Source organism: Nocardioides maradonensis (genome assembly GCF_054777115.1).
Genome location: NZ_BAAHAZ010000010.1, coordinates 31039 through 55499 on the forward strand (window position 1 = coordinate 31039; position 24461 = coordinate 55499).

The window sequence follows — 24461 nt, forward strand, 5'->3', positions numbered from 1 at the left end:
ACCCTGGAGGTCACCATGAGTACGCGCCACGCTCCCGCCACTCTCGGACCCCGCTCCCTCATCCTCGGTCTCGACCTGCTCGCCGGGCTGGTCCTGTGCGTCGGTGGAGCCGCCTGGCTCGCCCTGCTCGAGCCGAACCGGCACGCCGGCCACGGCGGCGCGACCTCCCACCTGGTCGCGTTCGGCTCGCTCGTGGGCTACGCCCTCGTCCCCACGGTGACGGTGGTCGTCGCCCTCCTCAGCCTCCTGCGCCCGACGCGAGGTGGCACCCCTGCTCAGGAGGCGGGCGCAGCCCGGGAGCTCCTCCTGATCGGTCCCGCGGCAGCGCTTGCAGTGGCTGGTGGCGCACAGCTGCACGCGTCCGCGGAGACCGGGACGCTCAGCATCGGCCTCTGGCTCGCCGACGCGGCGACCCTGCTGGTCGTGCTGCTGCCCCTCCTCGCCCTGAACCACAGGGCGCGCCGGGCCGCCGGGACGTTCTCGTCCCGGCGGGTCCGGGCACTCCTCGCCCTCGCCGCCGCGACCGTCACGGTGGTCGGGACGAGTGCCCTGAGCACCGCGTCGCCCGCCGGCGCGGCCATCTCGACCGGTGACTGCCTGTCCGGCGGCCCGGTCGACAAGTCCTTCGACGTGACCGCGATCGACGTCGACATCCCGGTCAACCGGTTCGGCGACCACGACCCGAACGGCGTGATGTACGCGCTCAACGACGCGATCCCCGCGATCCGGCACCAGGAGCAGACCCAGCAGGTCTCGATCGGCGAGCACGACGACCCGATCCAGCCCCTGGTGATCCGCGCCAACGAGGGCGACTGCGTCTCGATCACCTTCACCAACAAGACCTCGCGCGGACCGGTCGGCATGCACATCGACGGCCTGAGCTTCGACGTCAGCTCCTCGGGCGACCAGGTCGGCGCCAACCCCGACTCCACCGCGTCCTTCGGGCAGACGGTCACCTACCGCTACTCGATCCCGGACGACCCGCGCGCCGAGGGCGGTCACCACATCCACCCCGGGCCCGGCAACCGGGCCGCGGTCGACCACGGGCTGTTCGGCGCCTTCGAGGTCGAGCCGCACGGATCGACGTACTGGGACGCCACCACGCCCGGCATGCCGCTAGCGTCAGGCTGGGAGGCCATCATCAAGCCCGCCGGCATGAACGTGCCGTGCGACCCGATGAGCACGATGCCCACCTGCGCGTTCCGTGAGGCGGCGCTGCTGCACCACGAGATCGGCAACGACAACGAGCAGCTCACCGCCAAGGACGGCAGCCTCGTGCCGCTGGTCGACAACACGACCGGCTCCTACCGGCCCGGCGCCTTCGCGCTCAACTACCGCAGCGAGCCGTTCCGCAACCGCCTGCTCAGCTTCCCCAAGGAGAAGGCCCACGCCTACAGCTCCTACACCTTCGGCGAGCCGTCGACCCCGATGATGCGGGGCTACCTGGCCGACCCGACCAAGATCCGGCTGATGCACGCCGGGGCGGAGAAGTTCCACATCTACCACCTGCACGGCGGCGGCGACCGGTGGCGCTTCAACCCGGTCTCCGACCCGACGTGGCACTACGCCCAGACCGGCCTGCAGAAGGACCCCGCCACGAACCTCTCGCCGTCGCAGCGGCTCGACTCCCAGTCGATCGGCCCCGGCGAGTCCTACAACCTCGAGCTCGAGGGTGGCGCCGGCGGCGTCCAGCAGTCCGTGGGCGACTTCCTGTTCCACTGCCACATCGCCAAGCACTACGTCTCCGGGATGTGGTCGGTGTGGCGGGTCTACGACACCATGCAGCCCGACCTGGTCCCGCTCCCCGACCGGATGTCCCCGCCGATGCCGGTGGACTCCACGGGGCTGATCGGGCACACCTACGGCGGCACCACGATCACCGCCAAGAACCTCGACGCCTGGATCCGCCCGCAGCTGCCGCCGTCGGGCATCAAGGCCGACGCCCAGGACGCCACGGTCATGGACTGGAAGGTGGCCGGCACGGCCAGCAAGCCGCTCTACCTCGGCGAGCCCGGTGACCAGACGAACTACATCGAGTCCGAGAAGGTCATCCCCGGCCAGCCCAACCTGTTGCCGATCGACCAGGGCCACATCGTGGGCGGACGCCCGGCGATCCTGTTCAACCCGCTCAACGGGCGGCCGGCGTACCCGCTGCTGCGCACGCACATCGGCCAACGACCGCCGTTCACGGGCAACGGGCACACCGGAGCGCCGTACCTCGGCGAGAACGCGGACACCCCGTCCGCGGGCAGGAACACCGTCAACCCGTGGACGAACCGTCCCGACGGCCTGTGCCCGGCCCACCGACCGTTGCGCACCTACAACGTCGTGGCCATCGCCAAGCCCATCCGGCGCACGCCGAGCTTCGTCGACCCGGACGGCAAGATCTTCGTCCTGGCGCAGGACAAGGACCGGATCCTCAACGCCGGGCCCGACGTGGGCGAGCCGCTCGCGATCCGGGCCAACCAGGGCGACTGCGTCGCCATCACGCTGAACAGCATGATCCCCGACGACAAGGCCTTCGACGGGTACTCCAAGGTGTCGATGCACATCCACCACGTGCAGTTCGACGTCCAGGGATCCGACGGCGTGAGCGCCGGCTTCGCCTACGAGCACAGCGTGCGGCCCTACACGGTCACCGACGCCACGCTGACGAAGCCCATGGCGGCCGGCGGCTCGACCCTCACCCTCTCGTCCGTCGCCGGCCTGACCGGAACCGACGCCAACGGCAAGGCGGCCCAGAAGTGGATCGCCATCGGCCAGGGCACCGAGAACATCGAGATCCGGCAGATCAAGTCGGTGAGCACGTCCACCCGGACGGTGACGCTGACGGCGCCGGTGCAGAAGGCCCATCCGTCCGGTGAGTACGCCGGCACCGAGTTCCTCCAGGAACGCTGGTACCCCGACGTCCAGCTCGACAACATCTTCTGGCACGACCACGTCGACGGCATCCACGGCTGGGGCCACGGCCTGGTCGGGCAGCTGATCATCGAGCCCAAGGGCTCGACGTGGACCGACCCGGTCACCGGCAAGCCCGTCGACTCCGGCACGCTGGTCGACATCCACACCTCGAACCCGCTGGCCCCCGGCCTGGTGGACGGCAGCTTCCGCGAGCTCGCGCTGTGGACGATCAACGACAACGACGCCGACGCCTACTCCACGCTCAACCTGCGGGCGAACCCGCTGGTCGACCGGCCGGACAAGGCCCACCAGTTCAGCTCGTGGAAGTACGGCGACCCGCTGACCCCGCTCCCGAAGCTGTACGCGAACGACCCGCTCGTGGTCCGCACGATCAGCATCTCGCCCACCCTCGACTCGCTGCACTTCCTCGGGGCGAACACGTTGCTCGAGCCACGACAGACGTTGAACGGCGTGCCGAACGGCACCCAGATCGACGCCGTCCACGGCGGCATCAGCGAGCGCTACACCCTCGTGCTCAACGGCGAGCCGAGCTCGATGCGGCTGAAGCCGGGTGACTACCTCTACGCCAACGGCATGGAGAACCGCACCCAGCAGGGCGCGTGGGGCATCGTCCGGGTCCTGCCCGGCATGGTCGGCGACCTGCAGCCGCTGCCGGGGGTGAGTACGCCGAGTGCGCCGTACACCGAGCCGACGATGACCGGGAACAACCCGCCGGCCGCCGACGGCCCCGGCAACCCCTGTCCGATGGGCGCACCGAGCCGGTCGTTCGACCTGACCGCGATGGACCGGTCGAACAACATCTCCAACGGCAGCCGCACGGCGTACGTCCCGACCGATGACGTCAACGCCATCAAGCTGGGCACCAAGGTCGCCCAGCCGCTCGTGATGCACGTCGTCGCCGGCGAGTGCGTGACCGTGACCCTGCACGACGCGCTCAACACGCCCGTCGGGTTCTCGATGGGCAAGCTCGACCGCGAGGTCGGGTCGGGCGGCGTCGACGTCGGCTTCAACCCGGAGCAGAACGTCGACCCCGGCGGGGTGCGGACCTACCGCTACTTCGTGCAGACCGACAAGATCGGGAGCGCGGTGATCGGCGACCTGGCCAACGCGGGCAGCCTGAAGAACGGCCTCTACGGCACCGTCGTGGTCGCACCGGCCTCGCAGGTCCCGGGCCAGCCGACGATCTTCCGGGACCCGGTCACCGGCGCCCTGAAGGACCTCGGCGCCCAGGTGCTGGTCCGTGCGCCCGGGACGGCGACGCCGAACTACCGGGACTTCACCGTCCCGTTCGCCGAGGACGACATCCAGATGGGTCGCGACATGATGCCCTACCCGACGGCCGCCACCATCGGCCGGACGCTGCTGGGCTACAACGCCGCACCCGCGGGGAACTCGTTCACCGACCCCGGATCGGTGCCCACCATGACGGCGTACGCCGGAGACCCGATGCTGGTCCACGTGATGATGACGCCCGGCAGCGAGAACAGCCACGTCTTCACCCTCGGCGGGCTCACCTGGCCGCAGGACCGGTTCATCCCGAACTCCAACTGGATGAGCGCCCAGGGCATGGGACCGTGGGAGACCTTCGACCTGGACGTCGTCGGTGGAGCAGGCGGCGGCCGACCCGGCGACTACCTGTACGGCGACTCGCGGCTGCCGTTCACGCAGGCCGGCGCCTGGGGCCTCCAGCACGTCCTGCCGGCCAGCAGCTGCTCGATCCTCCGGGTCGACGCCAGCGCCTGCTGAGCGTCGCACCCGGCACCGCACCCCCGCCGGCGCCCACTCACGAGGGTGGGCGCCGGCGGCAGCTTGTCAGCTGTCAGCGGCGCCCAGGGCATCGAGGAGGGGCAAGCTACGGTCGGCGGCGTCCCCGGCTCGGTCGAGTCCTGCGCGCACCATGAGCGTGCCGCCGGGGCTGTGCCGCCGGGAGGATCGTGTCCTCCTCGAGCGCCCGCGCAACCTCGGGACTCATGACGAGCTCACCTCGATGGACCGCGCGGACGGCGTCGACCAGCTCAGCCACGGTGGCGTCCTTGAGCACGTAACCGCTCGCACCGGCCGCAAGGGCCGCTCGGATGTGCACGGCGTCGCCGTGGCAGGTGAGGATCAGCGCCCGCGTGGCGGAGTGCCCCACGACGATCTCGGCCGCCGCAGCGAGTCCGCCCTCGCCGGGCATCGACAGGTCGAGCAGGGCCACGTCGGGAGCCTGATCACGGACCTGGACGACGGCGTCCTCGCCGCTGGCCGCGACACCGCACACGGTGATGTCGGGCTGGTCGTCGAGGATCGCCGCGAGCCCGTGACGGATAAGGGGGTGGTCATCGGCAAGAACTATCCGAATCATGTTTTCTTCCTCTCGCCCGAGCCGCGCCGGCGGCGGCGCCTCAAGGCAAGTCTGGTGACGGCCCCCTGTGGATTCCTTGGGCTGCTGTCGCCGACCTGGAGCTGGACGGACGATCACAGATCGGGCTGCGGGACCGGGAACGTTCCGAGCAGCACCGTGCCTCCCTCGTCCGCAGGCCGGATCGAGAGGTCCCCGCCCTGGTCGGCCACGGCGTCGAAGAGCAGCCGGAGCCCGATGTGGCCCGACTGCGGATCGGCGATGGAGACCGGTTCGGCGCCCGGTCCGTTGTCGCGCACCGAGACCTGGATGACGTCCCCGACGGCGCGGATGACGACCCAGGCACGGGTCGCCGTGGTGTGCTTGGCGACATTGAGCAGGCCCTCCCGGACGATCCGGTAGGCGAGCTGGTTCGTCGCGTGCCCGAGCGGCTGCTCGGTCTGCAGCTCGACGCTGACGACCAGGCCCGAGCGCTCCGCGCTCGAGGCGAGCTCGTTGATCGCCGTCGCCAGCTCGCCCAGGGCCAGGGACGGCGGGTAGATGTCGGCGAGCAGCGTCCGCAGCGTCGTCAGGTCGTTGCGGATCACCTCGGTGGCGTTGTCGACGATCTGGCGGGCGCTGTCGAGCTCGGACTCGTCGCGGATCCGCGAAGACGCCGACGGCAGGGCGAATCCGAGCCCGGCGAGGTCCTGGATGACCCCGTCGTGCAGCATCTGGGCGATCCGCGACCGCTCGAGGTCGGCCGCGCCGAGGGCATGGTTGAGGACCCGGTTGCGCTCGAGCACGCTCCGGTTGGCGTTGCGAGCGAGGTTGATCGCGACCGGCAGCATCAGCGTCATCAGCAGCAGGATCGATCCGAGCGACAGCGGCGCGATCTCCCACAGCACTCGCCGCTCGTCGGCGTGGATGCCGCTGGCCGACCAGTAGGTCTCGATGATGACCGGTACGCCGTCGGCGTCGGTCGCGCCGACGTACACCTCCAGGAGCCGGCCCGCGCTCAGCTCGAACTGGTTCTCCGGCTGGTCCAGGGTGGAGACCTCGGAGTGGACGAACTCGCTGCCCGCCTGGGCCTTGACCGGGGGGTCGAGGTCGAAGCGCTTGCCGATCAGGCCGTGCTCGTCGGCCCAGAGCACGGTCCCGTCGATCGCCCACAGCTTCATGTGCAGGATGGAACCGGCATTGATCCGGTTCTCCATGACGGTGCTGAACAGCTGAGTGGCGTCGGGGTCCCCGCTCCGGACGGCCTCGTTGACCAGGGGGGCTGCCACACCGCGGGCGAAGGCCTCGCCCCGCGCCTCCGCGGTGCGGAGCGCGATCTTCTCCGACATCTGCTGCGCGACGAGCAGGCTGGCCACGCTCGCCACGACGATGGCGACCAGCACCCCTAGCGCGAACTGGAGGAGTGCGTGACGGCCGAGTCCACCGGAGAGTGCCCTGGCGCCGTCACGGCGCGACATCGCCGACGCCGACCAGTCCGCTGCGCATCGCCAGCACGACGGCTTCGAGCTGCGAGTGGGCACCCAGCTTCGCCAGGATGTTCTTGACGTAGCCGCGACACGTGTTGACCGAGATGCCCAGCTCGTGGGCGATGACGCAGGCGTCGAGACCCGCGGCCAGGAACTGCAGGACGTCGCGCTCGCGATCGGTGAGCGCCGGCTGCCATGCCGGTGCGTGACGGGTCTCCGTGACCAGGTTGCGCAACAGCTCGGGCTGCACCACGAAGGTCCCGCTGCGTGCGGTGCGTACCGCGTGCAGGATCTCGTCGAGATCGCCGTCCTTGGGGTGGAGGGCACACGCGCCCGCCTCGGCTGCCCGGCGCATCAATGCGCTGTCGATGTGCCCGCTGAGCACCGCGACCCGCAGCCCGGGCGTCCGAGCCACGAGCTCGGCAGTCGCCGCCACGCCGTCGCCGTCACGCAGCCGGGCGTCCATCAGGACGAGGTCGGGCTGCAGCGAGGAGACCATCGCCAGCGCCGTGTCGACGTCGCCGGCGATGCCGACGACCTCCATGTCGGGCTGGTCGTCCAGCGTGAGCGCGAGCAGCTGGGCGAACATCAGGTGATCGTCGACGACGACGATCTTCAGTGTCCCGAGAGATGTTTCCTTGCGAACCATCGTTTGACTCATTGGACTTCCAACCTCTGGGAACTGAGGTCCCCCCCGACGTCAACAGTGAGGCCATTTGCAGAACCGCGCGGCGGGATTCGCGTTTCTTTGCCCGAGCTGTGGATTTCTTTGCCTTTGTCGCACGAGGCGTGTCACGCCATCGCGGCGATGACCTTCGCCGCGGCCGCCGAGAGCGCCGAGTCGCGCGCCGGGAGCACCGCTCCCGGGGTCGACGCGAGCGACTGCCGGAGCAGCACGAGGAGCGTCTGCAGCTCGGGTCCCGCGAAGCGGCGTCGGTCGCTGTCGTCCGAGGAGTCGCGGAGGACCGCGAAGTAGAGGTCGCGGCTCTCCGGCCCCGGCTCGTCGCCCAGCTCGTCGATCATGACCTGCCGGAGGTCGGCGTACGCGCGCAGCGCCTCGCCGTGCCGGCCGGACAGCCAGTACGCCCGGATGAGCTGCTGCCAGGCGAGCTCGCAGAGCCGGTCGAGGCGGACCGCCTCGTGGGCCAAGCGGGTCGCGTCGTCGAACCGGCGGACCCCGTTGGCGAGCCCGGCGGCGCGGACGTACGCCGTCACGGCGGACCGGCTGAAGACGTCCCGCGAGCGGTCCGCCCAGGCGGCGTACGGCTCGCTCTCGAGCAGCTCCCCCGTGGCCAGCCGGACCGCGGCGAGCGCGTGGTCGACGACGACGTCGGCCGAGCCGGAGGCGGCGAGGTGCCGGTGCGCCTCGCTCAGGTCGACGGAGACGTCCGGGCCGGCCAGCACGTAGCCGGCGGCGGACGTCGCGAGGACCGAGGCGCGGCCGCTCTTCACGCCCAGGCTGTGCCGCAGGTTGCAGACGTAGCTCTCCAGGGTGCCCTGGTACGACGCCGGCGGGGCGCCGTCCCAGACCAGGTCCGAGAGCCGGTCCTTGGCGACGGGCGCGCCGTCGGCTGCGGCCAGGATCTCGAGGATCTGTCGCGGTCGACCGCGGAGGGCTCCCGGAGGGAGCCACCTCCCGTCGACCTCGACCGACGTTGCTCCGAACAGCCTGACATTGATCATCGCGAGACCCCCACGCTCGACGGATGGATGTGACCGGGGCCCACCCTCGTCGTCGCGGCCGCGCGTCGGCACCCTCATGCGCGGGGGGGCCGACCCCCAAAACTGATTAGTCCGTCCGCCGGCCCCTGGCCGGGTCGGACCATCAGGCGGTGGCGGTGGTGGTGAAGGCGCCGGCGCCGCTGCCCGCCAGCCAGTCCGGCCACGCGACGTTGTAGTCGGCGTACCCGTTGTCGCCGTCGGCCTTGCCGCGCGGCGAACCGGTCATCGTCACCGGGTCGCCCTGCTTGGCGAGGTTGTAGTACCACTCGGCGTCGTTCCAGGAGAGGTGGACGCAGCCGTGCGAGCCGTAGCTGTGACCCGGGTACGGGTCGGCCGGCGAGTAGTGGAGGAAGGTGCCGGAGTTCGTGATCCGGACGTCCCACGGGAGCGTGAGGTCGTAGAAGTTCGGGTCGCTCTTGCTGCACGCGATGTTGACGCTGCAGGAGGTCATCCGGGTGGTGCGCTCCTTGTTGACCACGGCCATCGTGCCGTCCCAGGACGGGAACTCCGGGCTGCCGGCGTCGATCGGCATGGTGCGGACCAGCTTGCCGTCCTTGGTCACGGTCATCTTGTGCTTGGCGATGAAGACGTGGGTGCGGACGTCGGAGCCGATCGTGAAGTCACGCGTGTAGCCGTGCGTTCCGTAGCGGCCGTAGCCGTCACCGACGTGCTTGAAGGCGGCGACCATCGAGATCTTCGTGCCGGAGGGCCAGAAGTGCTTCGGGCGGAAGTCCACGCGCTGGTCCCCGAACCAGTGCCAGGCGCCGGTCACCGGCACCGAGGTCTTGAGCGTGATCGCCTGCTCGACGGCCTTGCGGGCGGAGGTCTTGACCGGATCGCTGAACACGATCGAGATCGGCATCGCCACGCCCACGGTCGTGCCGCTCAGCGGCGCGATGCTCTCCAGGAGCATCGGCGGCCCCTTCGGGAAGTGCTTCTTCGGCGTCGGGGCGGCGGTCGCCGTCGTCGATCCGGACGACGGCTGGGCCGAGGTGGAGGCACCGACCTGCTGGGAGGCGTCGTTCGAGCCCGCGTCGAGACCGCAGCCGGTCAGGGTCAGCAGCAGGCCGGCGGCTGCGGCCGCAGCGGCTCGGTGCGTCCACGTGGTCTTCATGCGGGCTCTGTCCTCTTCTCAACGGTGGGCTCGCCGAAGCCAAGGGTAGTCGGCGTACCGCGCCCGATCCGCCAGGCGAGGCGTGAGTGTGATGAGTCGCTCAGCGGTTCGGTTGCAGGGCGGCGCACCCGGGGTGGTGCCACGATGGTCACAGCACCTGCGAGAGCCGAGGCCCGATGACCGTCCACCACCCCGAGCTCGCCGAGCGCGTACGCCGCCAGGGCGTCCTCCAGCCGGCGATGTACGGCGAGGTCGACCTGTCCGCGACGCCGTACCGCTTCACGACCGACCCGGAGGTGAAGGCCTCGCTGCCGGACTGGGTCGCTCCGCGCGCGCCGCTGCTGGCCGACGAGGCGACCGTGGAGCTGATGCGGACCGCCACCCTGCTCGGCGACGTGGCGGCCGACCCCTACGCCGCGCTGATGGACACCTACGGCGTCAAGCGGCTCATCGCGATGCTGACCACGGCCTGCCGCGAGGACATCGACGCGGTCGAGGACCCGCCGCAGGAGCTGCGCGACTTCGTGGCCGCGATGGAGGTCGTCCCCGACTGGCTGGACAGGGAGCTCGTCGAGGAGGGCGCCCGCCACTCCCGCATCGCCGCGGCCCTCCTCGCTCCGTTCCTGACCCGCGGCGCGTTCCTGGCGACCTTCATCAACACCTACGCCGCGCTGCCGATGGCGCTCACCGGCGCGCTGTCGGACAAGCGGGCCGCGCGCCGGGTCGTCGAGACGACCAGCTTCTTCGCGGTCACCACGCTCCCCCACGCGTTGGATCGCCACGGGATCGGCTTCGAGACGACCGCCCACGTCCGGCTGATGCACGCGGTCGTGCGCCGCAACGCGCTGCGCTCGCCGCGGTGGGATCCGGAGGTCTACGGGGTGCCCGTCCCCCAGGTCGACCAGATGCCGGCCGGGATGATCAACGTCTACATCCTCGCCATGGCGGCGATCCGCGCCGGTCGCACCGCGTGGACACCGCGCGAGCGGGCGATCCACGAGTTCGTGCGCTACCGCTGCTACCTGATGGGCCTGCCCGAGGACCTGCTGCCCTGCGATCCCGCCGGGATCGTCCGGGTCTTCCACACCCGCGCCGCGACCCTGCGCGACGACTTCGACGAGGCGACCTGCGGTGCGCTGGTGCGGTCGACCCTGGCGGCGTACCTCCGGCCACGGCGTACGCCGCACGACCGGGTCGCGGACCGCGTCGAGAAGGCCTGGAGCAAGGTCTTCTTCGCCCGGGCCTTCGGCCGCGGGCGCGGCCTCGCCGCCGGGTCGAGCGTGCGGATCGACCGCGTCGATCGCGCGCTCGTGGCGCTCACCACGCCCTACGTGCTCGGACGGTTCACGGCGGTCGTGAAGGCCTCGGAGGTTCCCGCGCTGCGCCCCCTCGCCGACGCGTACGCCCTGCGCGTGCTGCGCCGGTGCCTCGCGCGCTACGGCGTCGACGAGGCGATGACCGAGTCGCACGGCCGCATGGCGGCCTGATGCAGCAGGTCGGGTTCGCCGTCGGGCTGGTCCTGATCGGGCTGCTGTCCGCCGGGATCGCCGGGTGGTCACGGCTCGACCTCGGCTGGCAGCCGGTCACCGCGCTCGCCCGGGCGACGGTGCAGCTCGCCGTCGTCGCCCTCCTGCTGCGCGGGGTGCTGTCGGTCCCCGCCACCGCCGCCGCGTTCGTGGCGCTGATGGTCGCGACGGCCTCGTGGACCTCGGGCGGGCGCCTGGACGCCGTTCCGCACGGACGACGCCTCGCGCTCCTCGGTGTCCTGACCGGGGCCGGGATCGCCCTGGTCGTGGCGTTCTCGGCCCGGATGGTCACCTTCGACGCGCGCCACGTCGTCGCGCTGGCCGGCATCGTGATCGGCAACGCGATGAACGCCGCCACGCTCTCGGGCCGGCGCTTCGCCCAGAGCGCCCAGCAGCGCCGCGACGAGGTCGAGGGCTGGCTGGCGCTGGGCGCCACGCCCGAGCAGGCCTACGACGAGATCGCGCGCACGGCCGTGCGCGAGGCGCTGCTGCCGAACCTCGACCAGACCCGCGCCACCGGCCTCGTCACGCTGCCCGGCGCCTTCGTCGGTGCGCTGTTCGGCGGCGCCGGGCCGGTGGCGGCCGCCGAGTTCCAGCTGGTCGTGCTGTCCTGCGTGGTGCTCGCGATGCTCGTCTGCGGGCTGGTGGTGGCCCGGACGGCCGCCCGCACGCCGTACGTCTTCGTGTGACCGCTCCGTGACCGTCAGGGCCGGAAGACCACCTTCACCGTCCCGTTCGCCTTGCCCTGGAAGTCCCGGTACGCCGCCGGCGCCTCCTCGAGCGGGACGTGGTGGGTGGCGAACGACTCGACCCCGAGCACGTCCTCGTCGGCGACCAGCGGCATCACGTCGGGCAGCCAGCGGTGCACGTTGGCCTGACCCATCCGCAGGGTCACCTGCTTGTCGAACATCGTCATCATCGGCAGCGGGTCGGTCTGGCCGCCGTACACACCGGAGAGGGAGACGGTCCCGCCGCGGCGTACCGCCTCGATGGCGGTGTGCAGGGCGGCCATCCGGTCGACCCCAGCCCGCTGCATCAGCGCGGCCGCCAAGCCCTTCGGCATCAGCGTGGTGGCCTTCTGCGCGAGCGAGGCGATCGGCGACCCGTGGGCCTCCATGCCGACGGCGTCCACGACCGAGTCGGCGCCACGGCCGAAGGTCCGGCTGCGCACCTCCTCGACCACGTCGTCGACGTGGCGCAGGTCGATCGTCTCGACCCCGTTGGCCGAGGCCCGGGCCAGCCGCTCGTCCACCATGTCGACGCCGATGACCCGGTAGCCGCGGTGCAGGCCGATCCGGGTCGCCATGTCGCCGATCGGCCCGAGACCGAGCACCAGGAGCGTGCCGCCGTCGGGGACGTCGGCGTACGCCACGGCCTGCCAGGCGGTGGGCAGCACGTCGGAGAGGAAGAGGAAGCGGTCGTCCGGTGGCCCCTCGGGCACCTTGATCGGGCCGAAGTCGCCGTGCGGGACGCGGAGGTACTCGGCCTGGGCGCCGTCGACCGCGCCGTACAGCTTGCTGTAGCCGAAGAGCGCGGCGCCGGTGCCGTGCTCACGCACCTGCGTGGTCTCGCACTGGGTGTGCAGTCCCCGCTCGCACATGAAGCAGTGCCCGCACGCGATCTGGAACGGTACGACGACGCGATCGCCCACGGCGAGGTTCTGGGCGCCCGGGCCGACCTCCTCGACGACACCCATCGGCTCGTGGCCGACGATGTCGCCGGGGGTCATGAACGGCCCGAGCGCCTCGTAGAGGTGGAGGTCGGACCCGCAGAGCCCGGACGAGGTGATCTTGATGATCACGTCGTTGGGCTCCTTGATGACGGGGTCCGGGACGGTCTCCACGGAGATCTTGCGCTGGCCCTGCCAGGTGACGGCGCGCATGTCAGACGTCGCCGCGCCAGCCGCCGGTGGCGGCACCGCGGGACTCGATGAAGTCCCGGAAGCGCTCGGCGTCCTTCTTCACCTGCCGCTCGTCGACCTTGACGGCCGAGCCGACCTTCTCGACGAGGTCGGAGGGCTCCCAGTCGATCTGGATCATCGCCCGCGTGGTGCGGTCGTCGAGCTTGTGGAAGGTGACGACGCCGGCGTGCTTGCTGTCGCCGGTGGTGCTGCGCCAGGCGATCCGTTCGTCGGGGTGCTGCTCGGTGATCTCGGTGTCGAACTCGCGGGTCACCCCGGCGATGTTGGTCACCCAGTGGTTGTGCGTGTCGTCGAGCTGGGTGACGGACTCCACGCCGGTCATGAAGTTCGGGAACGACTCGAACTGCGTCCACTGGTCGTAGGCGACGCGGACGGGCACATGGACGTCGACGGACTGCTGGATCGTGCTCACGAAGGACTCCCCTGCTCGTTGATCGTTGCTGTCGGTCCCCCGTGCCCCGGAGTCCTGATCGCAAACGGTTCCCAGCCTCAGCGCTGTTGCAGCAGGTACGGCAGCCGGCGCGTCAGGAAGGCGCGCGGGAACTCGTCCCGCAGCCGCCACAACCCGGTGTCGACCACGAAGTGGGCCATGACCAGGCCGAGGTACGCGCCGTAGAGCGCGCGAGCCGGGCCGTGCGCGGTGTGCAGGTGGGAGGCCTGGTTGAGCAGGAGCCCGCCCACGAGCGCGATGTTGACGAGGACGAGCACGCCGAGCCGGGGTCCCGTCGCGGACTCGACCGGAGCCCCCGCGAGCATGCCGAGCAGCAGCAGGTACTGCAGCCCGTGGGCGATGGTGAGGCCGGCCACGGCGGCGTACGGCGAGGAGAACAGGAACACCGGCGCGAAGAAGACCAGCGACGACAGGTACACCACCACGTAGGCACCCGGCCGGGCCGCAGGCGGACGGCGCCCGACCGCCACCAGCCCAGCCACCACGCTGCCCAGGAACAGCACCGCACCCGCCACGACGAGCCCGTGCAGACGGAGGTCCGGCTCCAGCCGCAGGAGCGCGGGATGGCCCACCAGCGCGAGGATCCCGCCGCATCCCGCCCCGACGAGGGCGCGTCGTTCGGCCGTCGCGAGCGCGGGCGCGCGCAGCGAGCGCGCAGCCAGCGCCGCGATGCCGAGGTTCTGCTTCTGGAAGTGGAGGAACTGCCAACCGAAGTAGACCAGCAGCGCGTCGACGAACCACGAGGGCGGCGCGACCACGGCGGCGACGGCGGTGCCGAGGACGAGGAGCGTCGGCGCGACGACATACCGACCGCGGTGCCGACGGGCGTGCGCCCGCACCTCCGGAACCGTGAAGAACCAGCCGGTCGCGCCGACGTGGGCCGACGACCCGACGAACAGCAGCCACACGAGGGCCGGTCCCGGGCGCGCTCCCGGCGCCGGCGCGAGCGCGATCGCCAGCACGAGCGGCACCAGCGTCAGCGCCGTGGTCGCGCCCAACCACCACCGCGTCGGACGCAGCAGCGGCGGCGCGGCGGTGTCAGCCACCACCGCAGTCACCGGCGGCGCCCGCCGAGGAGTTCATGAGGATCACGAAGACCGTGATCAGGGCCGCGAGGAACACCAGCCCCCAGAACAGCCACACCCTCATCGACGGACCGCCCCGGAGCGGCTCGACGTGCTCCACGACCGCCCCGGCCGGCGGCTCCGCACCGCTCCTCACGTCACTCATGCTGCCTGGGACGCGCGGGTGGCGCCGGAAGTTGCAGCCCATCGGTCGCGCCGGGTTCGGCGGCCCAGACCGGAGTCGAACCGGTCGCCGCGGTGGCGGCTGTTTCGTCGGCAATCCCTGCGGGCCTCGGCCGGCGCGGTGCTGCCGGCTAGAGGCCCAGTACCCAGATCGGCGCGGTCGTCACCGCTCCAGTGCCTGCGCGATGCGCGCGTCGAGGCTGAACCGACCCGCGCCGATGAGCGCCGCGGCGAGCGCCAGGCCGGCGATGGCCAGGTTCAGCTGGTACCCGGTGCCGGACCCGGTCGGGTTGAAGCCCTCCGCGCCGGTGACGGTGATCATCGCCATCACCATGTCGCCGACGAGCGCCAGCCCGGCCAGGCGCGTGAACAGGCCGAGCGCCATCGCGATGCCGCCGCCGAGCTCGGTCACGCCGGCCAGGACGGCGAAGAGCGTGCCCGGGTGGAGGTGCGCCCCCTGGGCCATGAAGACCGCGGTCTCGTGGATGCCGTGCGGGCCGCCCTCACCGGGGAACGCGCCGAACAGCTTGGCGGCGCCGTAGTAGACGAAGGTCCACGCCAGGACGACCCGCACCACGAGGAGAGCGACGTCCACCGGCGTACCGGACGAGGTGGTCCCGAGGAGCGTGCGCGCCCACCGCGCGGCGCTGGGCTGCGAGCCGGCCACGCTCACCACCGACCCTCGGGTCGGTCGTCCGTCATGTTCGGTGGGGGCTCCTTGACGGACGGGAGCGTGACCGGCTCCTTCATGGGCCGGAACGGCCCGAGCATCTGGGCGGTGAATACGCTGAGGTGGTGCGCTCCGTCCTCGTCCTGCTCGACGCGCAGCGGGCGCTGCGCCAGCCCGGTGTCGGCCCTGATGGTCTCCGGCGTGGGGAAGATCGCCCGGTGCGTGAGCTGGTCCCAGATCGTCAGCGTGAAGCCGAGGTTGACGTCCTGTGCGCCGGTCACGCGGTGGTGGATGCGGTGGTAGTTCGGGCTCACGAACACCCGGTCGAGCGGGCCGAAGCCGAGGTCGGTGTTGGAGTGGGCGAACGCCACCGCGCCGCCGTAGAAGACCAGCAGCAGCGTCGGCAGCTCGCCGTTGGCGAGCAGCACGAGAGCCGGGATCACGGCCAGCAGGTACGAGACGTGGATGAGCGGGTGGGTCCGGAACACGGTGAGGACGTTCATGTCCTCCTGGGAGTGGTGCAGCTCGTGGAAGCGCCACAGCACCCGCACACGGTGGTTGGCCAGGTGCACCAGCCAGTTGAAGAAGTCCATCCCCACCAGGATCACGAGGACCACGGCCCAGCGCGGGACCACGCCGAGCCGGGGCAGGATCACCCAGGGGGCGAGGTGTCGGGTGATGTCGGCCAGGCCCAGGGTCAACGCGGTCACGAGCGGTACGACGACCACGACGTACAGCACGGCGTACAACAGGTCATGGCGGTGACCACGGGCCACGAGCGGTCGCTCCTGCGCCGGGCGCACCCGCTCGGCCACGAGGAACAGCACGATCAACGCGGACGCCGTCGGGCCGATCGTCTCGACGCGGAGGTCCGTCATCGAGCTGGCGAACGCTGCCCCACCCCACCGCGTCGCCCAGCCGATCCCGACCAGGAGCACCCCTGCCACCGGGATCAGCAGGGCCGGGACGTAGACGAACGACGAGAGCCGACGCCAGGCCCGGACGGCTGGTCGGGGATCGGTCACCTCGGGGAGCGGCGTCGCGACGTCAAAGGTCTCCTGCACCATCTCCTGCACCACCTTCCCTGAGTGGACGCCGATCAGAACGCTGCGCCGCCGCCTCCGGGTGCCGACGTGGCCGGGGTCGTCGCGCCGGACGGCTGCCCGCCGGGCGTCTGGTCCTTGGCCGTCGAGCCGCCACACCCGGTGGCGAGCGTCAGTACGGCGGCGGCTGTCGCCGCGCCCAGGATCATCTTCCGTGCATGGGTCGTTGACATCTGGAACCTCATCTCCGGTGACGAGACCCCCGGGCGGGTGCCTCACCGAAAGACACGACGACACCCCGAGAATGGTTCAGATCGCGCCCGTAGGTCACTGTCCGTAGGAGAACCGCAGGTCGGCGAAGATCAGGTGGCTCATCCGCTTGCCCAGGGATGCGGCCGTGCTCTCGTCGGGCGGAGCATCCGGCGTCAGCAGGGTGAACCTGAGCCGCGTGTCGTCGCGGGCGCCGGAGAGCTCGAACACCACCCGGTCCCGGGGCCGGTCGGGCCACAACGACGACCAGACGACGCGGTCCGGGCGCACCGCCTCCAGGACCGTCGGCTCGACCTCGCCGCGCCGAAGGTTCAGCCACGGTCGGGCGCGCGGTGCGTGCGGCTCGGTCAGCGACTCCCACACCACCCACTGCGGAGCCGGCAGCCGCTTCGTCCGGCCCCCGTACTGCTGCATGCGGCACAACCTAGGTCGATCCCCCGTCGACGGCCAGCGATTTCACTCCACGCCGGTGGTCTCGCCCGCGCACCCGGCGTACGCTCGCGCCATGGTCAAGCCCCTGGTGGCGCGACAGTCGACGTTCGTTCCAGCTCCCGCGGACGTGCCGTTCGGGATGCTCCCCGAGCTGCCGCTCGACCACATCTATCGCCGGTGGTACTGGGTGATTCCGCCGATCCGGCGGGTCATCTACGACGACGGCGAGTGGAACAGCGTCGGCCGGAAGCGAACGATGGTCCTCCACGGTGGCACCGCGATCGCTGAGGTCGTGCACGTCGAGCGACCGAAGTCGTTCGGGTACGTGCTGAGCTCGATGACCGGGTTGCTGGCGCCCTTGATCCGCCAGGTCGAGGGCAAGGTCGACCTGGTGCCCGTCGCAGGCGGCACCGAGGTGACGTGGCAGTGGACGATCCACCCCCGAAGCCGGCCCGTGGTTCCGGCGGTCTATGTCTTCGCCTGCCTGTGGCCGTCATGGGCGCTCAAAGCCCTGAGCTACCTGGCAGCCGAGGTGGCCGAGCCCGGCCGCAGCACGGCCTGACCGTCACGGCCGCAGGTCCACGCGTCGGATGGCGACGCGCAGCGCGGTCCCGCGCCCGCCCCAGCTCCGGCTGCACCGCCTCCAGCGCGTGGGACTCCGCATCGGTCCTCATGGACCGAGCTTGTTCCGCGTTCACGCGGATCGCAACGGCACGACAGAACCGGCCCGAGGCAGGCGCGCCCGATCCGAAGGTCGGGCGCGCAACGCCTCGACAGCCGGACTGCCGTCAGAGACGTTCGATGATCGTCGCGTTGGCCAGGCCGCCGGCCTCGCACATCACCTGCAGGCCGTAGCGGCCCCCGCGCTGCTCGAGGACGTTGACCAGGCTGGTGGCGAGCCGGCCACCGGACGCGCCGAGCGGGTGCCCGATCGCGATGGCGCCACCGTTGATGTTGACCTTGTCGAGGTCGGCTCCGGTCTCCTTCTGCCACGCGAGGACGACCGACGCGAAGGCCTCGTTGACCTCGAAGGCGTCGATGTCAGCGAGCGTCAGGCCGGCACGCTGCAGCACCTTCTGCGTCGCGGGGATGATGCCGGTGAGCATGAAGACCGGGTCGTCGCCGACGACGGCGAAGGAGTGCACCCGCGCCCGCGGCGTGAGGCCGAGCCGGGTTGCCGCGTCCTCCGAGGTCACGAGGACGGCGGACGCGCCGTCGTTGACCGGCGAGCTGTTGCCGGCGGTGATGCGCCAGTCGATCTCCGGGTACGCCGCAGCCCAGTCCTCGCTCCAGAATGCCGGTCGTAGACCGGAGAGGACCTCCGCGGTGGTGCCCGGACGGATGGTCTCGTCGGTGCGCAGGTCGTTGACGAAGGTGACCTGGCTGTCGATCAGGCCGTCCTTCCAGGCCCGTGCGGCCCGCTCGTGCGACATCGCGGAGTACTCGTCCAGCCGGGTGCGCGACAGGCCCCACTTGTTCGCGATCAGCTCGGCGCTGATGCCCTGCGGCACCAGCCGTCCCGCGTAGCGATCGTTCACCGACGGGCCGAAGAAGTCCTTGCCGACGAACTGGCTGCCGATCGGGATCCGGCTCATCGACTCGATGCCCGAGGCCACCGCCACGTCGTACGCGCCGGCCATGACGCCCTGGGCCGCGAAGTGGAGCGCCTGCTGGCTGCTGCCGCACTGGCGGTCGACGGTCACACCGGGGACCGTCTCCGGGTAGCCCGCGGCGAGGAGCGCCCACCGCGCGGCGTTGCCGGACTGCTCCCCGATCTGGCCGACGGCGCCGGAGATGACGTCGTCGATCACGGCCGGGTCGATGCCGGTGCGGTCGACGAGCGCTCGCAGGGCGTGGGCATGGAGGTCGACGGGATGGATGTCGGCGTACGCGCCACCGGGCTTGCCCTTGGCGAGCGGCGTGCGGACGGCGTCGACGATGACTGCTGCGTTCATGATGTCCTCCTCGAGTGCTGACTCAACATTTTGAAGCCAGATCCGGAACGCTACACTCTGGCTATCGATTCCTGAAGTCAGTTGAAGGTGAGGTGGGTGACAATGCAGCTGCAGGCACCGCTCGACGACCGCTCGACGTGGTCCCCCGTCGGCCGCTGCCCGATCGAGAAGGCGATGGGCGTGGTCGGCGCCCGTCCGGCGATGCTGCTGATGCGTGAGGCGCACTACGGCACGCGCCGGTTCGACGACTTCGTCACGCGGATCGGCGTCGCACCGGCGACGGCAGCGACCCACCTCCGCAACCTCACCGAGGCCGGTCTGCTCGAGCGCAGGCCCTACCAGGACGACGGCGCGCGCACCCGCGACGAGTACGTCCTCACCGCGGCCGGCGTCGACCTGATGCCTGTGGTCATCGGCCTGTTCGCGTGGGGCCAGAAGCACGCCGACGGCTCCGACCAGCTCGAGCTCGCCCATGCCGGTTGCGCCGAGCCCGTCCAGGTCACGGTCGCCTGCGCGGCGGGCCACGAGGTCACCGAGGACGACGTCGAGGTCCGCCTGCGCAGGCCGAGCGGTACGACGGGCCGGCGCCGGCCCTAGCGGCGGACGGCCTCAGCTGCGGGCGCTCGGGGCGGCCTTGTCGAACACGTCGGCACCGAACGGGCGAAGACCCGCCTGACCCGCGAACCCGAGGTGGCCGTGGCCGTCCGAGCCACCGGTCGTGATGCCGAGGAGGTCCTCGTAGCTGCGCAGCGCCGAGTAGTGGTTGTACGGCGTCGGGTTGACGCTGCCCGCCTGGATCAGGACCGCGCCGACGCGGCCGCCGCCCGGGTACTGACCGGGCGCCGTCGGCGCGGGGAGGTGGCTGAAGAGGGCGTCGAGCGGCGGGTAGCCGGGGTTCGCGTTGTCCGGGCCCGCCTGCTCGCCGCAGCACGCCGAGGTGTCGTCGGGCGACGCCTCGTCGAAGGTCACGACCACCAGCATCTGACCGCTACGGTACGCCGGCGAGCCGAGGATCAGCGGCATCCAGTGCTTCAGCCACAGGTCGGCCCCCACCAGGCCGCCCACGTGGGTGCCTTCGGTGTTCGTGCCGACACAGGTGGCGTCGTGGCCGTCGGTGCAGACGTTGGGCGTCACGAAGGAGAACTGCGGCGTGGTGCTCAGCCGGGAGAGGTCCTGCGCGAGGTGCCCGGAGAAGGTGTCACCGGCCGCGCCGACCTTGACCGTGCCGAGCGGCACAACGTGCTGGTCGCAGTAGGCCTGGTCGTCGATGACCGAGTGGAAGAACAGGGCGGGGACGTGGCGGATCGCGTACTGGTCCGTGGTCGTGGCGTGGTTGGGGAAGGTGCCGTTGGTGGCCGGGTGGGCGCAGTCGGTGCCGCCGAGGAGGTCCGGGGTGCCGAAGTCGCGGGCGGGGTCGTTGCCCATGTCCTCGGCGTACTCCCGCCAGGTGATCGCCTTGGAACCGCGGGCGTTCTGGTTGGCCTGGGCGTCGAGCTGTCCACCGATCGTCTGCACCGAGGCCGGGTAGACGCACCCGCTGCCGTCGACCTGACCGGGGTACGTCGCCTGGTCCGGGTCGAGCGTACCCGGGGTGACGTCGGTGTAGGTCGAGGCGAAGGTGGTCGTGTTCGTGATGCAGTCGTTGCCCGAGGCCTTGTTCGGCGCCTGGCCCGAGATCTGCGCGAGGTAGTTGTCGGTGCTGAAGTGGCCGGTGGCGTAGTAGCTGGTCAGCAGCTGACCCTGGGGCACCAGCACCTTGTTGAGGTACGTCGCCGGCGAGCTCGGCCCGAACGAGTCGTCGAAGTCCTCGTTCTCCAGGTCGATCACCAGCACGTGCTTGACCACACCGCCGGTCACCGACGGCGAGCCGGGGGTCTGCGTGCCGGCGAACCCGGGCGCACCCAGTCCGAGCGCTGCCGCGGCCGCGGCCGCGAGTCCTGCCGTCACGATCGGGAACCTACGCACCGCTGCACCTCTTTCGGAGACGAATGATCTGGGCCACTCCATCGCCTCCACCCGAACAGCGGCGGAACGGTGCCGGACGACCGGCCGAACGACGCGTGATCAGGACGCGCTGGTCGGAGCGGCCGGGCCGGTGATCGGCACCCGCCCCGACGCCGCCGCGCGCGGTCAGGCCTCGGCGACCTCGCCGGCGTAGACCCGGAACGTCGTACCGCAGCCCGCGGCGTGCTGCTGGGTCGCTGCCATCTCGGGGGTCGCGGCCGAGGCCTGGAAGGCGGCCTCGCTCGGCCAGATCAGCTCGGCGACGAGGTACGGCGTACCGCCCTGCGGGTGGCTGAGCTGGAACCTGTCCAGCCCGGGCACGGCCTTGACCAGGGGCACGTGCTCGTCGGTGTAGCGGCGCTCGAAGGCCTCCTTGTCGGCCGGCTCGTCGTACTCCACGGTCAGTCGGTACATCGCTCACTTCCTTCTGCAGATCCTGTGTCGGTCGACGGGACGACAGCCTTCTCTCACCGAGACGGCGGCGCTCCACTCGAGGAGCGGACGACCAGCTCATGGGCGACAAGCTCGTCCTCGACCGGTCCTCGCGCCAGACGCTTCAGCACCATTTCGGCGGCGAGCTCCCCCTGCCGGGCGACCTCCTGGCGAACCGTCGTCAGGCCCATGAGCTCGGCCAACGGGTGGTCGTCGATGCCGACGATCGAGACGTCCTCCGGGACGCGAAGGCCGAGCCGCCGCGCCGCCTGCAGCGCACCGAAGGCGATCTCGTCGGAGAAGCACACGATGGCGGTCGGCGGCTCGGCCGAGGACAGCAGCCGCTCGGCACCCTCGGCGCCGAAGGTCGGCGTGAAGGGCACCGACACGACGTAGTCGTCCCGGGCAGCGATGCCGGCAGCCTCGAGTCCCCGCTGGTAACCCTCGAGCCGTTGCACGTCCGGGTCCCAGTGCACCTCGCCGTAATTCGTCGCCCGGATGAGTGCGATGCGTTCGTGCCCGAGCCCGACGAGGTGGTCGACCGCGGTCTGCGCGATCGCCCGGTCGTCGACCTCGACGTGCGGGAAGTCGCGGATGCGGCCGCCCGCGACGACCACCTCGACCCCGAGGTCGTCGAGCCGGCCGGCCTCCTCGGCCGGCAGGGGCAGCGCGATCAGGATGACGGCATCCACCTTCCGTCGCGTGGGGAGCTCGCGGAAGAACCGCTTCCTCACCTCGGCGTCCTTGACCTGGTAGATCAGGACGTCGAGGTCCGCGGCACGGAGCCGACTCTCGATCGCGGCGAGCATCTCGCCATAGAACCACACCTCCGCGGCCGGTACGACGACGCCGACCCGTCGCGTCTGGCCGCCGGACAGCCGCGATGCCTCCGGGGAGATGACGTACGCGAGCTCGTCGGCGATCCGCTGGATGCGCGCCCGCGTCTCCTCCCCGACACCCGGCAGCCCGCGAAGTGCGCGCGAGACGGTCGCCACGGAGACCTCTGCCCGACGCGCGACGTCGGCCATGTTGATCTCAGTCCGGTTCTGCACGCGCCCCAAGGTAGCCACTCCCGCCTCGTCCGCCGGCACCTCGACTCCGTGCCACCGGAGGAATCTCGGGCCAGGGGGTTGACAGCCCAGTGTGGCAGCCGTCACGATCTCACGCAAACGTTTGCTGCAAACGTTTGCGTGATGTCCCTCACCTCTCAGAAGGGTGCCTCTCTTGCTGCACAACGAGCCCGACGTCGACAGCCTCGCCAGGACGTCGCACAGCACGGCTGCCGCCCGGCCGACGCCCTGGTGGACGGACGCGGTGGTCTACCAGGTCTACATCCGGTCCTTCGCCGACGGCTCCGGGGACGGCATCGGCGACATCGCCGGTGTCCGTGCCCGGATCCCCTACCTGGCCGAGCTGGGTGTCGACGCCATCTGGATCAACCCCTGGTACCCGTCACCGCAGGCCGACGCCGGGTACGACGTGGCCGACTACCGCGACATCGAGCCCGCCTACGGGACCCTCGAGGAGGCTGACCAGCTGCTCGCCGAGGCCCATGCCGCCGGCATCCGCGTCATCCTCGACATCGTCCCCAACCACACCTCCGACCAGCACGCGTGGTTCCGGGCCGCGCTGGCCGGCGACGAGCAGGCCCGGTCCCGCTACGTCTTCCGGCCGGGACGAGGCGAGCACGGCGAGCTGCCGCCCAACAACTGGGAGAGCATCTTCGGCGGCCCGGCCTGGGCCCGTGTGCCTGACACCGACGGCAGCGCGGCGGAGTGGTACCTCCACCTGTTCGCCCCCGCCCAGCCCGACCTCGACTGGAACAACCCGGAGGTCCGCGCCGAGTTCGAGGACATCCTGCGGTTCTGGTTCGACCGGGGCGTCGACGGGTTCCGCATCGACGTCGCCCACGGCCTGGTCAAGCAGGACGGTCTGCCCGACGTCGGTGTCCACGACCCGGCCGCGCCGCACAACGAGCCGCATCCGGCGTGGGACAACGAGGGCGTCCACGAGATCTACCGCGGCTGGCGTCGGGTCGCCGACGCCTACGGACCGGACCGGGTCTTCGTGGCCGAGGCGTGGGTGCGGGACAACGAGCGTCTCGCGGCGTACCTGCGCCACGACGAGCTGCACACGGCCTTCCAGTTCGACTTCCTGCGGGCACCGTTCCGTGCCGGCTACATGAAGGGTGTCGTCGACGACGCGCTGGCAGCGACCGCCGCTGCCGGCGGCACCAGCACGTGGGTGCTGTCGAACCACGACGTCCCGCGCCACCTCACGCGCTACGCCCGCTCCCAGCCCGAGCACATGGTCGAGTCGACGTGGGACCGGCTGCGGTGGGCGACGGAGCCGGTCGACCTCGCCCTGGGCGAGCGCCGCGCCCGCGCCGCTGCGATCTTCGTCCTGGGCCTGCCCGGCACCGTCTACCTCTACCAGGGCGAGGAGCTCGGCCTTCCCGAGGTCGAGCACCTTCCCGACGAGGCCCGCCAGGACCCGACCTGGTTCCAGAACACCAACGGCGACCCGGGCCGCGACGGATGTCGCGTCCCCCTGCCGTGGGGTGGCGACGGTGCTTCCGCCGGCTTCAGCCCTGCCGGGGCCGCCGGCGAGCCCTGGCTTCCGCAGCCGGCCGGCTGGTCGGCGTACAACGCCGCCGACCAGGAGCGGGACCCGGACTCGGTGCTCAACCTCTACCGTCGCGCCCTTCGCCTCCGACGCTCGCACATCGTGGGTGCCGACGGCTTCGCGTGGGTGTACACGTCCGACAGCGTCGCCGCCTTCCGGCACGGGGACGTCGAGGTCTGGCTCAACACCGGAACCACGCCCATCCCCCTGCCCCCGGGCGAGGTCCTCGTCGCCTCGACGCCCGGCGCCGACCCGGACTCGCTCGCCCCGGCCGCCGCCGTCTGGCTGCGCCGACCCTGACCACCCTCCTCACGCCGTCC

At 71.2% G+C, this 24461-nt stretch carries 23 protein-coding genes; 6 read left to right on the plus strand and 17 right to left on the minus strand.

Annotation, left to right across the window (positions count from 1 at the left end; all coding sequences use genetic code 11):
- The first annotated feature begins 15 nt into the window (after positions 1-15).
- On the plus strand, positions 16-4668 hold the full coding sequence (locus ACYVAQ_RS13300; RefSeq protein ID WP_460790277.1) for a multicopper oxidase domain-containing protein: 4653 nt from the start codon (positions 16-18) through the stop codon (positions 4666-4668).
- A gap of 106 nt (positions 4669-4774) precedes the next feature.
- Here ACYVAQ_RS13300 and ACYVAQ_RS13305 read toward each other — a convergent pair whose 3' ends face one another.
- The 5 genes from ACYVAQ_RS13305 to ACYVAQ_RS13325 all read right to left on the minus strand — a co-directional run bounded on the left by ACYVAQ_RS13305 (position 4775) and on the right by ACYVAQ_RS13325 (position 9565).
- On the minus strand, positions 4775-5266 hold the full coding sequence (locus tag ACYVAQ_RS13305) for a response regulator (protein WP_460790279.1): 492 nt from the start codon (positions 5264-5266) through the stop codon (positions 4775-4777).
- A 113-nt stretch (positions 5267-5379) separates the two neighbouring features.
- Positions 5380-6720, minus strand: a complete 1341-nt coding sequence (locus ACYVAQ_RS13310; protein WP_460790280.1) for a sensor histidine kinase — start codon at positions 6718-6720, stop codon at positions 5380-5382.
- Positions 6707-7378 carry a response regulator gene (locus tag ACYVAQ_RS13315; RefSeq protein ID WP_460790283.1) on the minus strand — a complete coding sequence of 224 codons (672 nt, stop codon included), beginning with the start codon at positions 7376-7378 and terminating at the stop codon, positions 6707-6709. The genes ACYVAQ_RS13310 and ACYVAQ_RS13315 overlap by 14 nt, the downstream gene beginning before the upstream one ends.
- A 143-nt stretch (positions 7379-7521) precedes the next feature.
- A complete protein-coding gene (locus ACYVAQ_RS13320) occupies positions 7522-8412 on the minus strand; it encodes an AfsR/SARP family transcriptional regulator (RefSeq protein ID WP_460790286.1) in 891 nt (296 codons plus the stop codon).
- A 142-nt stretch (positions 8413-8554) separates the two neighbouring features.
- Positions 8555-9565: a L,D-transpeptidase gene (locus tag ACYVAQ_RS13325; RefSeq protein WP_460790288.1), complete on the minus strand. Its 1011-nt coding sequence runs from the start codon at positions 9563-9565 to the stop codon at positions 8555-8557.
- Between the two features lie 176 nt (positions 9566-9741).
- Between ACYVAQ_RS13325 and ACYVAQ_RS13330 the strand changes: the two genes are divergently transcribed.
- On the plus strand, positions 9742-11052 hold the full coding sequence (locus ACYVAQ_RS13330) for a hypothetical protein (protein WP_460790291.1): 1311 nt from the start codon (positions 9742-9744) through the stop codon (positions 11050-11052).
- Positions 11052-11780: an ABC transporter permease gene (locus ACYVAQ_RS13335; protein ID WP_460790293.1), complete on the plus strand. Its 729-nt coding sequence runs from the start codon at positions 11052-11054 to the stop codon at positions 11778-11780. Before ACYVAQ_RS13330 ends, ACYVAQ_RS13335 begins: the two co-directional genes overlap by 1 nt.
- A 14-nt stretch (positions 11781-11794) precedes the next feature.
- Here ACYVAQ_RS13335 and ACYVAQ_RS13340 read toward each other — a convergent pair whose 3' ends face one another.
- The 8 genes from ACYVAQ_RS13340 to ACYVAQ_RS13375 form a co-directional block, all read right to left on the minus strand.
- Positions 11795-12973, minus strand: a complete 1179-nt coding sequence (locus ACYVAQ_RS13340) for an alcohol dehydrogenase catalytic domain-containing protein (protein ID WP_460790295.1) — start codon at positions 12971-12973, stop codon at positions 11795-11797.
- A 1-nt stretch (position 12974) separates the two neighbouring features.
- Positions 12975-13424, minus strand: a complete 450-nt coding sequence (locus ACYVAQ_RS13345) for an SRPBCC family protein (RefSeq protein ID WP_460790297.1) — start codon at positions 13422-13424, stop codon at positions 12975-12977.
- A 77-nt stretch (positions 13425-13501) separates the two neighbouring features.
- On the minus strand, positions 13502-14509 hold the full coding sequence (locus ACYVAQ_RS13350) for a hypothetical protein (RefSeq protein WP_460790299.1): 1008 nt from the start codon (positions 14507-14509) through the stop codon (positions 13502-13504).
- Positions 14502-14684, minus strand: coding sequence for a hypothetical protein (locus ACYVAQ_RS13355; protein WP_460790301.1), 183 nt, complete (start codon positions 14682-14684; stop codon positions 14502-14504). The genes ACYVAQ_RS13350 and ACYVAQ_RS13355 overlap by 8 nt, the downstream gene beginning before the upstream one ends.
- A 189-nt stretch (positions 14685-14873) precedes the next feature.
- Positions 14874-15383, minus strand: coding sequence for a DoxX family protein (locus tag ACYVAQ_RS13360; protein WP_460790303.1), 510 nt, complete (start codon positions 15381-15383; stop codon positions 14874-14876).
- Positions 15380-16447 carry a sterol desaturase family protein gene (locus ACYVAQ_RS13365; RefSeq protein WP_460790305.1) on the minus strand — a complete coding sequence of 356 codons (1068 nt, stop codon included), beginning with the start codon at positions 16445-16447 and terminating at the stop codon, positions 15380-15382. The genes ACYVAQ_RS13360 and ACYVAQ_RS13365 overlap by 4 nt, the downstream gene beginning before the upstream one ends.
- 32 nt (positions 16448-16479) lie before the next feature.
- Complete coding sequence (locus tag ACYVAQ_RS13370) at positions 16480-16656, minus strand: hypothetical protein (protein ID WP_460790307.1); 177 nt, start codon at positions 16654-16656, stop codon at positions 16480-16482.
- A 94-nt stretch (positions 16657-16750) separates the two neighbouring features.
- Positions 16751-17107, minus strand: coding sequence for a hypothetical protein (locus ACYVAQ_RS13375; RefSeq protein WP_460790310.1), 357 nt, complete (start codon positions 17105-17107; stop codon positions 16751-16753).
- 91 nt (positions 17108-17198) lie between these two features.
- Between ACYVAQ_RS13375 and ACYVAQ_RS13380 the strand changes: the two genes are divergently transcribed.
- Positions 17199-17687, plus strand: coding sequence for an SRPBCC family protein (locus ACYVAQ_RS13380; protein ID WP_460790313.1), 489 nt, complete (start codon positions 17199-17201; stop codon positions 17685-17687).
- A gap of 226 nt (positions 17688-17913) precedes the next feature.
- Here the strand turns inward: ACYVAQ_RS13380 and ACYVAQ_RS13385 are convergent, their stop codons facing one another.
- On the minus strand, positions 17914-19080 hold the full coding sequence (locus tag ACYVAQ_RS13385; protein ID WP_460790315.1) for a thiolase family protein: 1167 nt from the start codon (positions 19078-19080) through the stop codon (positions 17914-17916).
- A gap of 102 nt (positions 19081-19182) precedes the next feature.
- On the opposite strand from ACYVAQ_RS13385, the gene ACYVAQ_RS13390 reads away from it, so the two are divergent.
- Positions 19183-19677 carry a winged helix-turn-helix transcriptional regulator gene (locus ACYVAQ_RS13390; RefSeq protein ID WP_460790318.1) on the plus strand — a complete coding sequence of 165 codons (495 nt, stop codon included), beginning with the start codon at positions 19183-19185 and terminating at the stop codon, positions 19675-19677.
- Positions 19678-19689: 12 nt separating this feature from the next.
- Here ACYVAQ_RS13390 and ACYVAQ_RS13395 read toward each other — a convergent pair whose 3' ends face one another.
- The 3 genes from ACYVAQ_RS13395 to ACYVAQ_RS13405 form a co-directional block, all read right to left on the minus strand.
- The gene (locus ACYVAQ_RS13395) at positions 19690-21027 is read right to left on the minus strand and encodes an alkaline phosphatase family protein (protein ID WP_460790320.1); all 1338 of its coding nucleotides are present in this window, start codon (positions 21025-21027) and stop codon (positions 19690-19692) included.
- A gap of 183 nt (positions 21028-21210) precedes the next feature.
- Positions 21211-21498: an EthD family reductase gene (locus ACYVAQ_RS13400; protein ID WP_460790322.1), complete on the minus strand. Its 288-nt coding sequence runs from the start codon at positions 21496-21498 to the stop codon at positions 21211-21213.
- A 53-nt stretch (positions 21499-21551) separates the two neighbouring features.
- The gene (locus ACYVAQ_RS13405) at positions 21552-22568 is read right to left on the minus strand and encodes a LacI family DNA-binding transcriptional regulator (protein ID WP_460790323.1); all 1017 of its coding nucleotides are present in this window, start codon (positions 22566-22568) and stop codon (positions 21552-21554) included.
- 172 nt (positions 22569-22740) lie between these two features.
- Here ACYVAQ_RS13405 and ACYVAQ_RS13410 point away from each other — a divergent pair, with 172 nt between their 5' ends.
- Positions 22741-24441 carry a glycoside hydrolase family 13 protein gene (locus tag ACYVAQ_RS13410; RefSeq protein ID WP_460790325.1) on the plus strand — a complete coding sequence of 567 codons (1701 nt, stop codon included), beginning with the start codon at positions 22741-22743 and terminating at the stop codon, positions 24439-24441.
- Positions 24442-24461 lie beyond the last annotated feature (20 nt).

Coding starts and splice junctions, on each gene's coding strand:
- ACYVAQ_RS13300 (WP_460790277.1), top strand. CDS start 16: ATGAGTACGCGCCACGCTCCCGCCACTCTCGGACCCCGCTCCCTCATC.
- ACYVAQ_RS13305 (WP_460790279.1), bottom strand. CDS start 5,266: ATGATTCGGATAGTTCTTGCCGATGACCACCCCCTTATCCGTCACGGG.
- ACYVAQ_RS13310 (WP_460790280.1), bottom strand. CDS start 6,720: ATGTCGCGCCGTGACGGCGCCAGGGCACTCTCCGGTGGACTCGGCCGT.
- ACYVAQ_RS13315 (WP_460790283.1), bottom strand. CDS start 7,378: ATGGTTCGCAAGGAAACATCTCTCGGGACACTGAAGATCGTCGTCGTC.
- ACYVAQ_RS13320 (WP_460790286.1), bottom strand. CDS start 8,412: ATGATCAATGTCAGGCTGTTCGGAGCAACGTCGGTCGAGGTCGACGGG.
- ACYVAQ_RS13325 (WP_460790288.1), bottom strand. CDS start 9,565: ATGAAGACCACGTGGACGCACCGAGCCGCTGCGGCCGCAGCCGCCGGC.
- ACYVAQ_RS13330 (WP_460790291.1), top strand. CDS start 9,742: ATGACCGTCCACCACCCCGAGCTCGCCGAGCGCGTACGCCGCCAGGGC.
- ACYVAQ_RS13335 (WP_460790293.1), top strand. CDS start 11,052: ATGCAGCAGGTCGGGTTCGCCGTCGGGCTGGTCCTGATCGGGCTGCTG.
- ACYVAQ_RS13340 (WP_460790295.1), bottom strand. CDS start 12,973: ATGCGCGCCGTCACCTGGCAGGGCCAGCGCAAGATCTCCGTGGAGACC.
- ACYVAQ_RS13365 (WP_460790305.1), bottom strand. CDS start 16,447: ATGGTGCAGGAGACCTTTGACGTCGCGACGCCGCTCCCCGAGGTGACC.
- ACYVAQ_RS13370 (WP_460790307.1), bottom strand. CDS start 16,656: ATGTCAACGACCCATGCACGGAAGATGATCCTGGGCGCGGCGACAGCC.
- ACYVAQ_RS13375 (WP_460790310.1), bottom strand. CDS start 17,107: ATGCAGCAGTACGGGGGCCGGACGAAGCGGCTGCCGGCTCCGCAGTGG.
- ACYVAQ_RS13380 (WP_460790313.1), top strand. CDS start 17,199: ATGGTCAAGCCCCTGGTGGCGCGACAGTCGACGTTCGTTCCAGCTCCC.
- ACYVAQ_RS13385 (WP_460790315.1), bottom strand. CDS start 19,080: ATGAACGCAGCAGTCATCGTCGACGCCGTCCGCACGCCGCTCGCCAAG.
- ACYVAQ_RS13390 (WP_460790318.1), top strand. CDS start 19,183: ATGCAGCTGCAGGCACCGCTCGACGACCGCTCGACGTGGTCCCCCGTC.
- ACYVAQ_RS13400 (WP_460790322.1), bottom strand. CDS start 21,498: ATGTACCGACTGACCGTGGAGTACGACGAGCCGGCCGACAAGGAGGCC.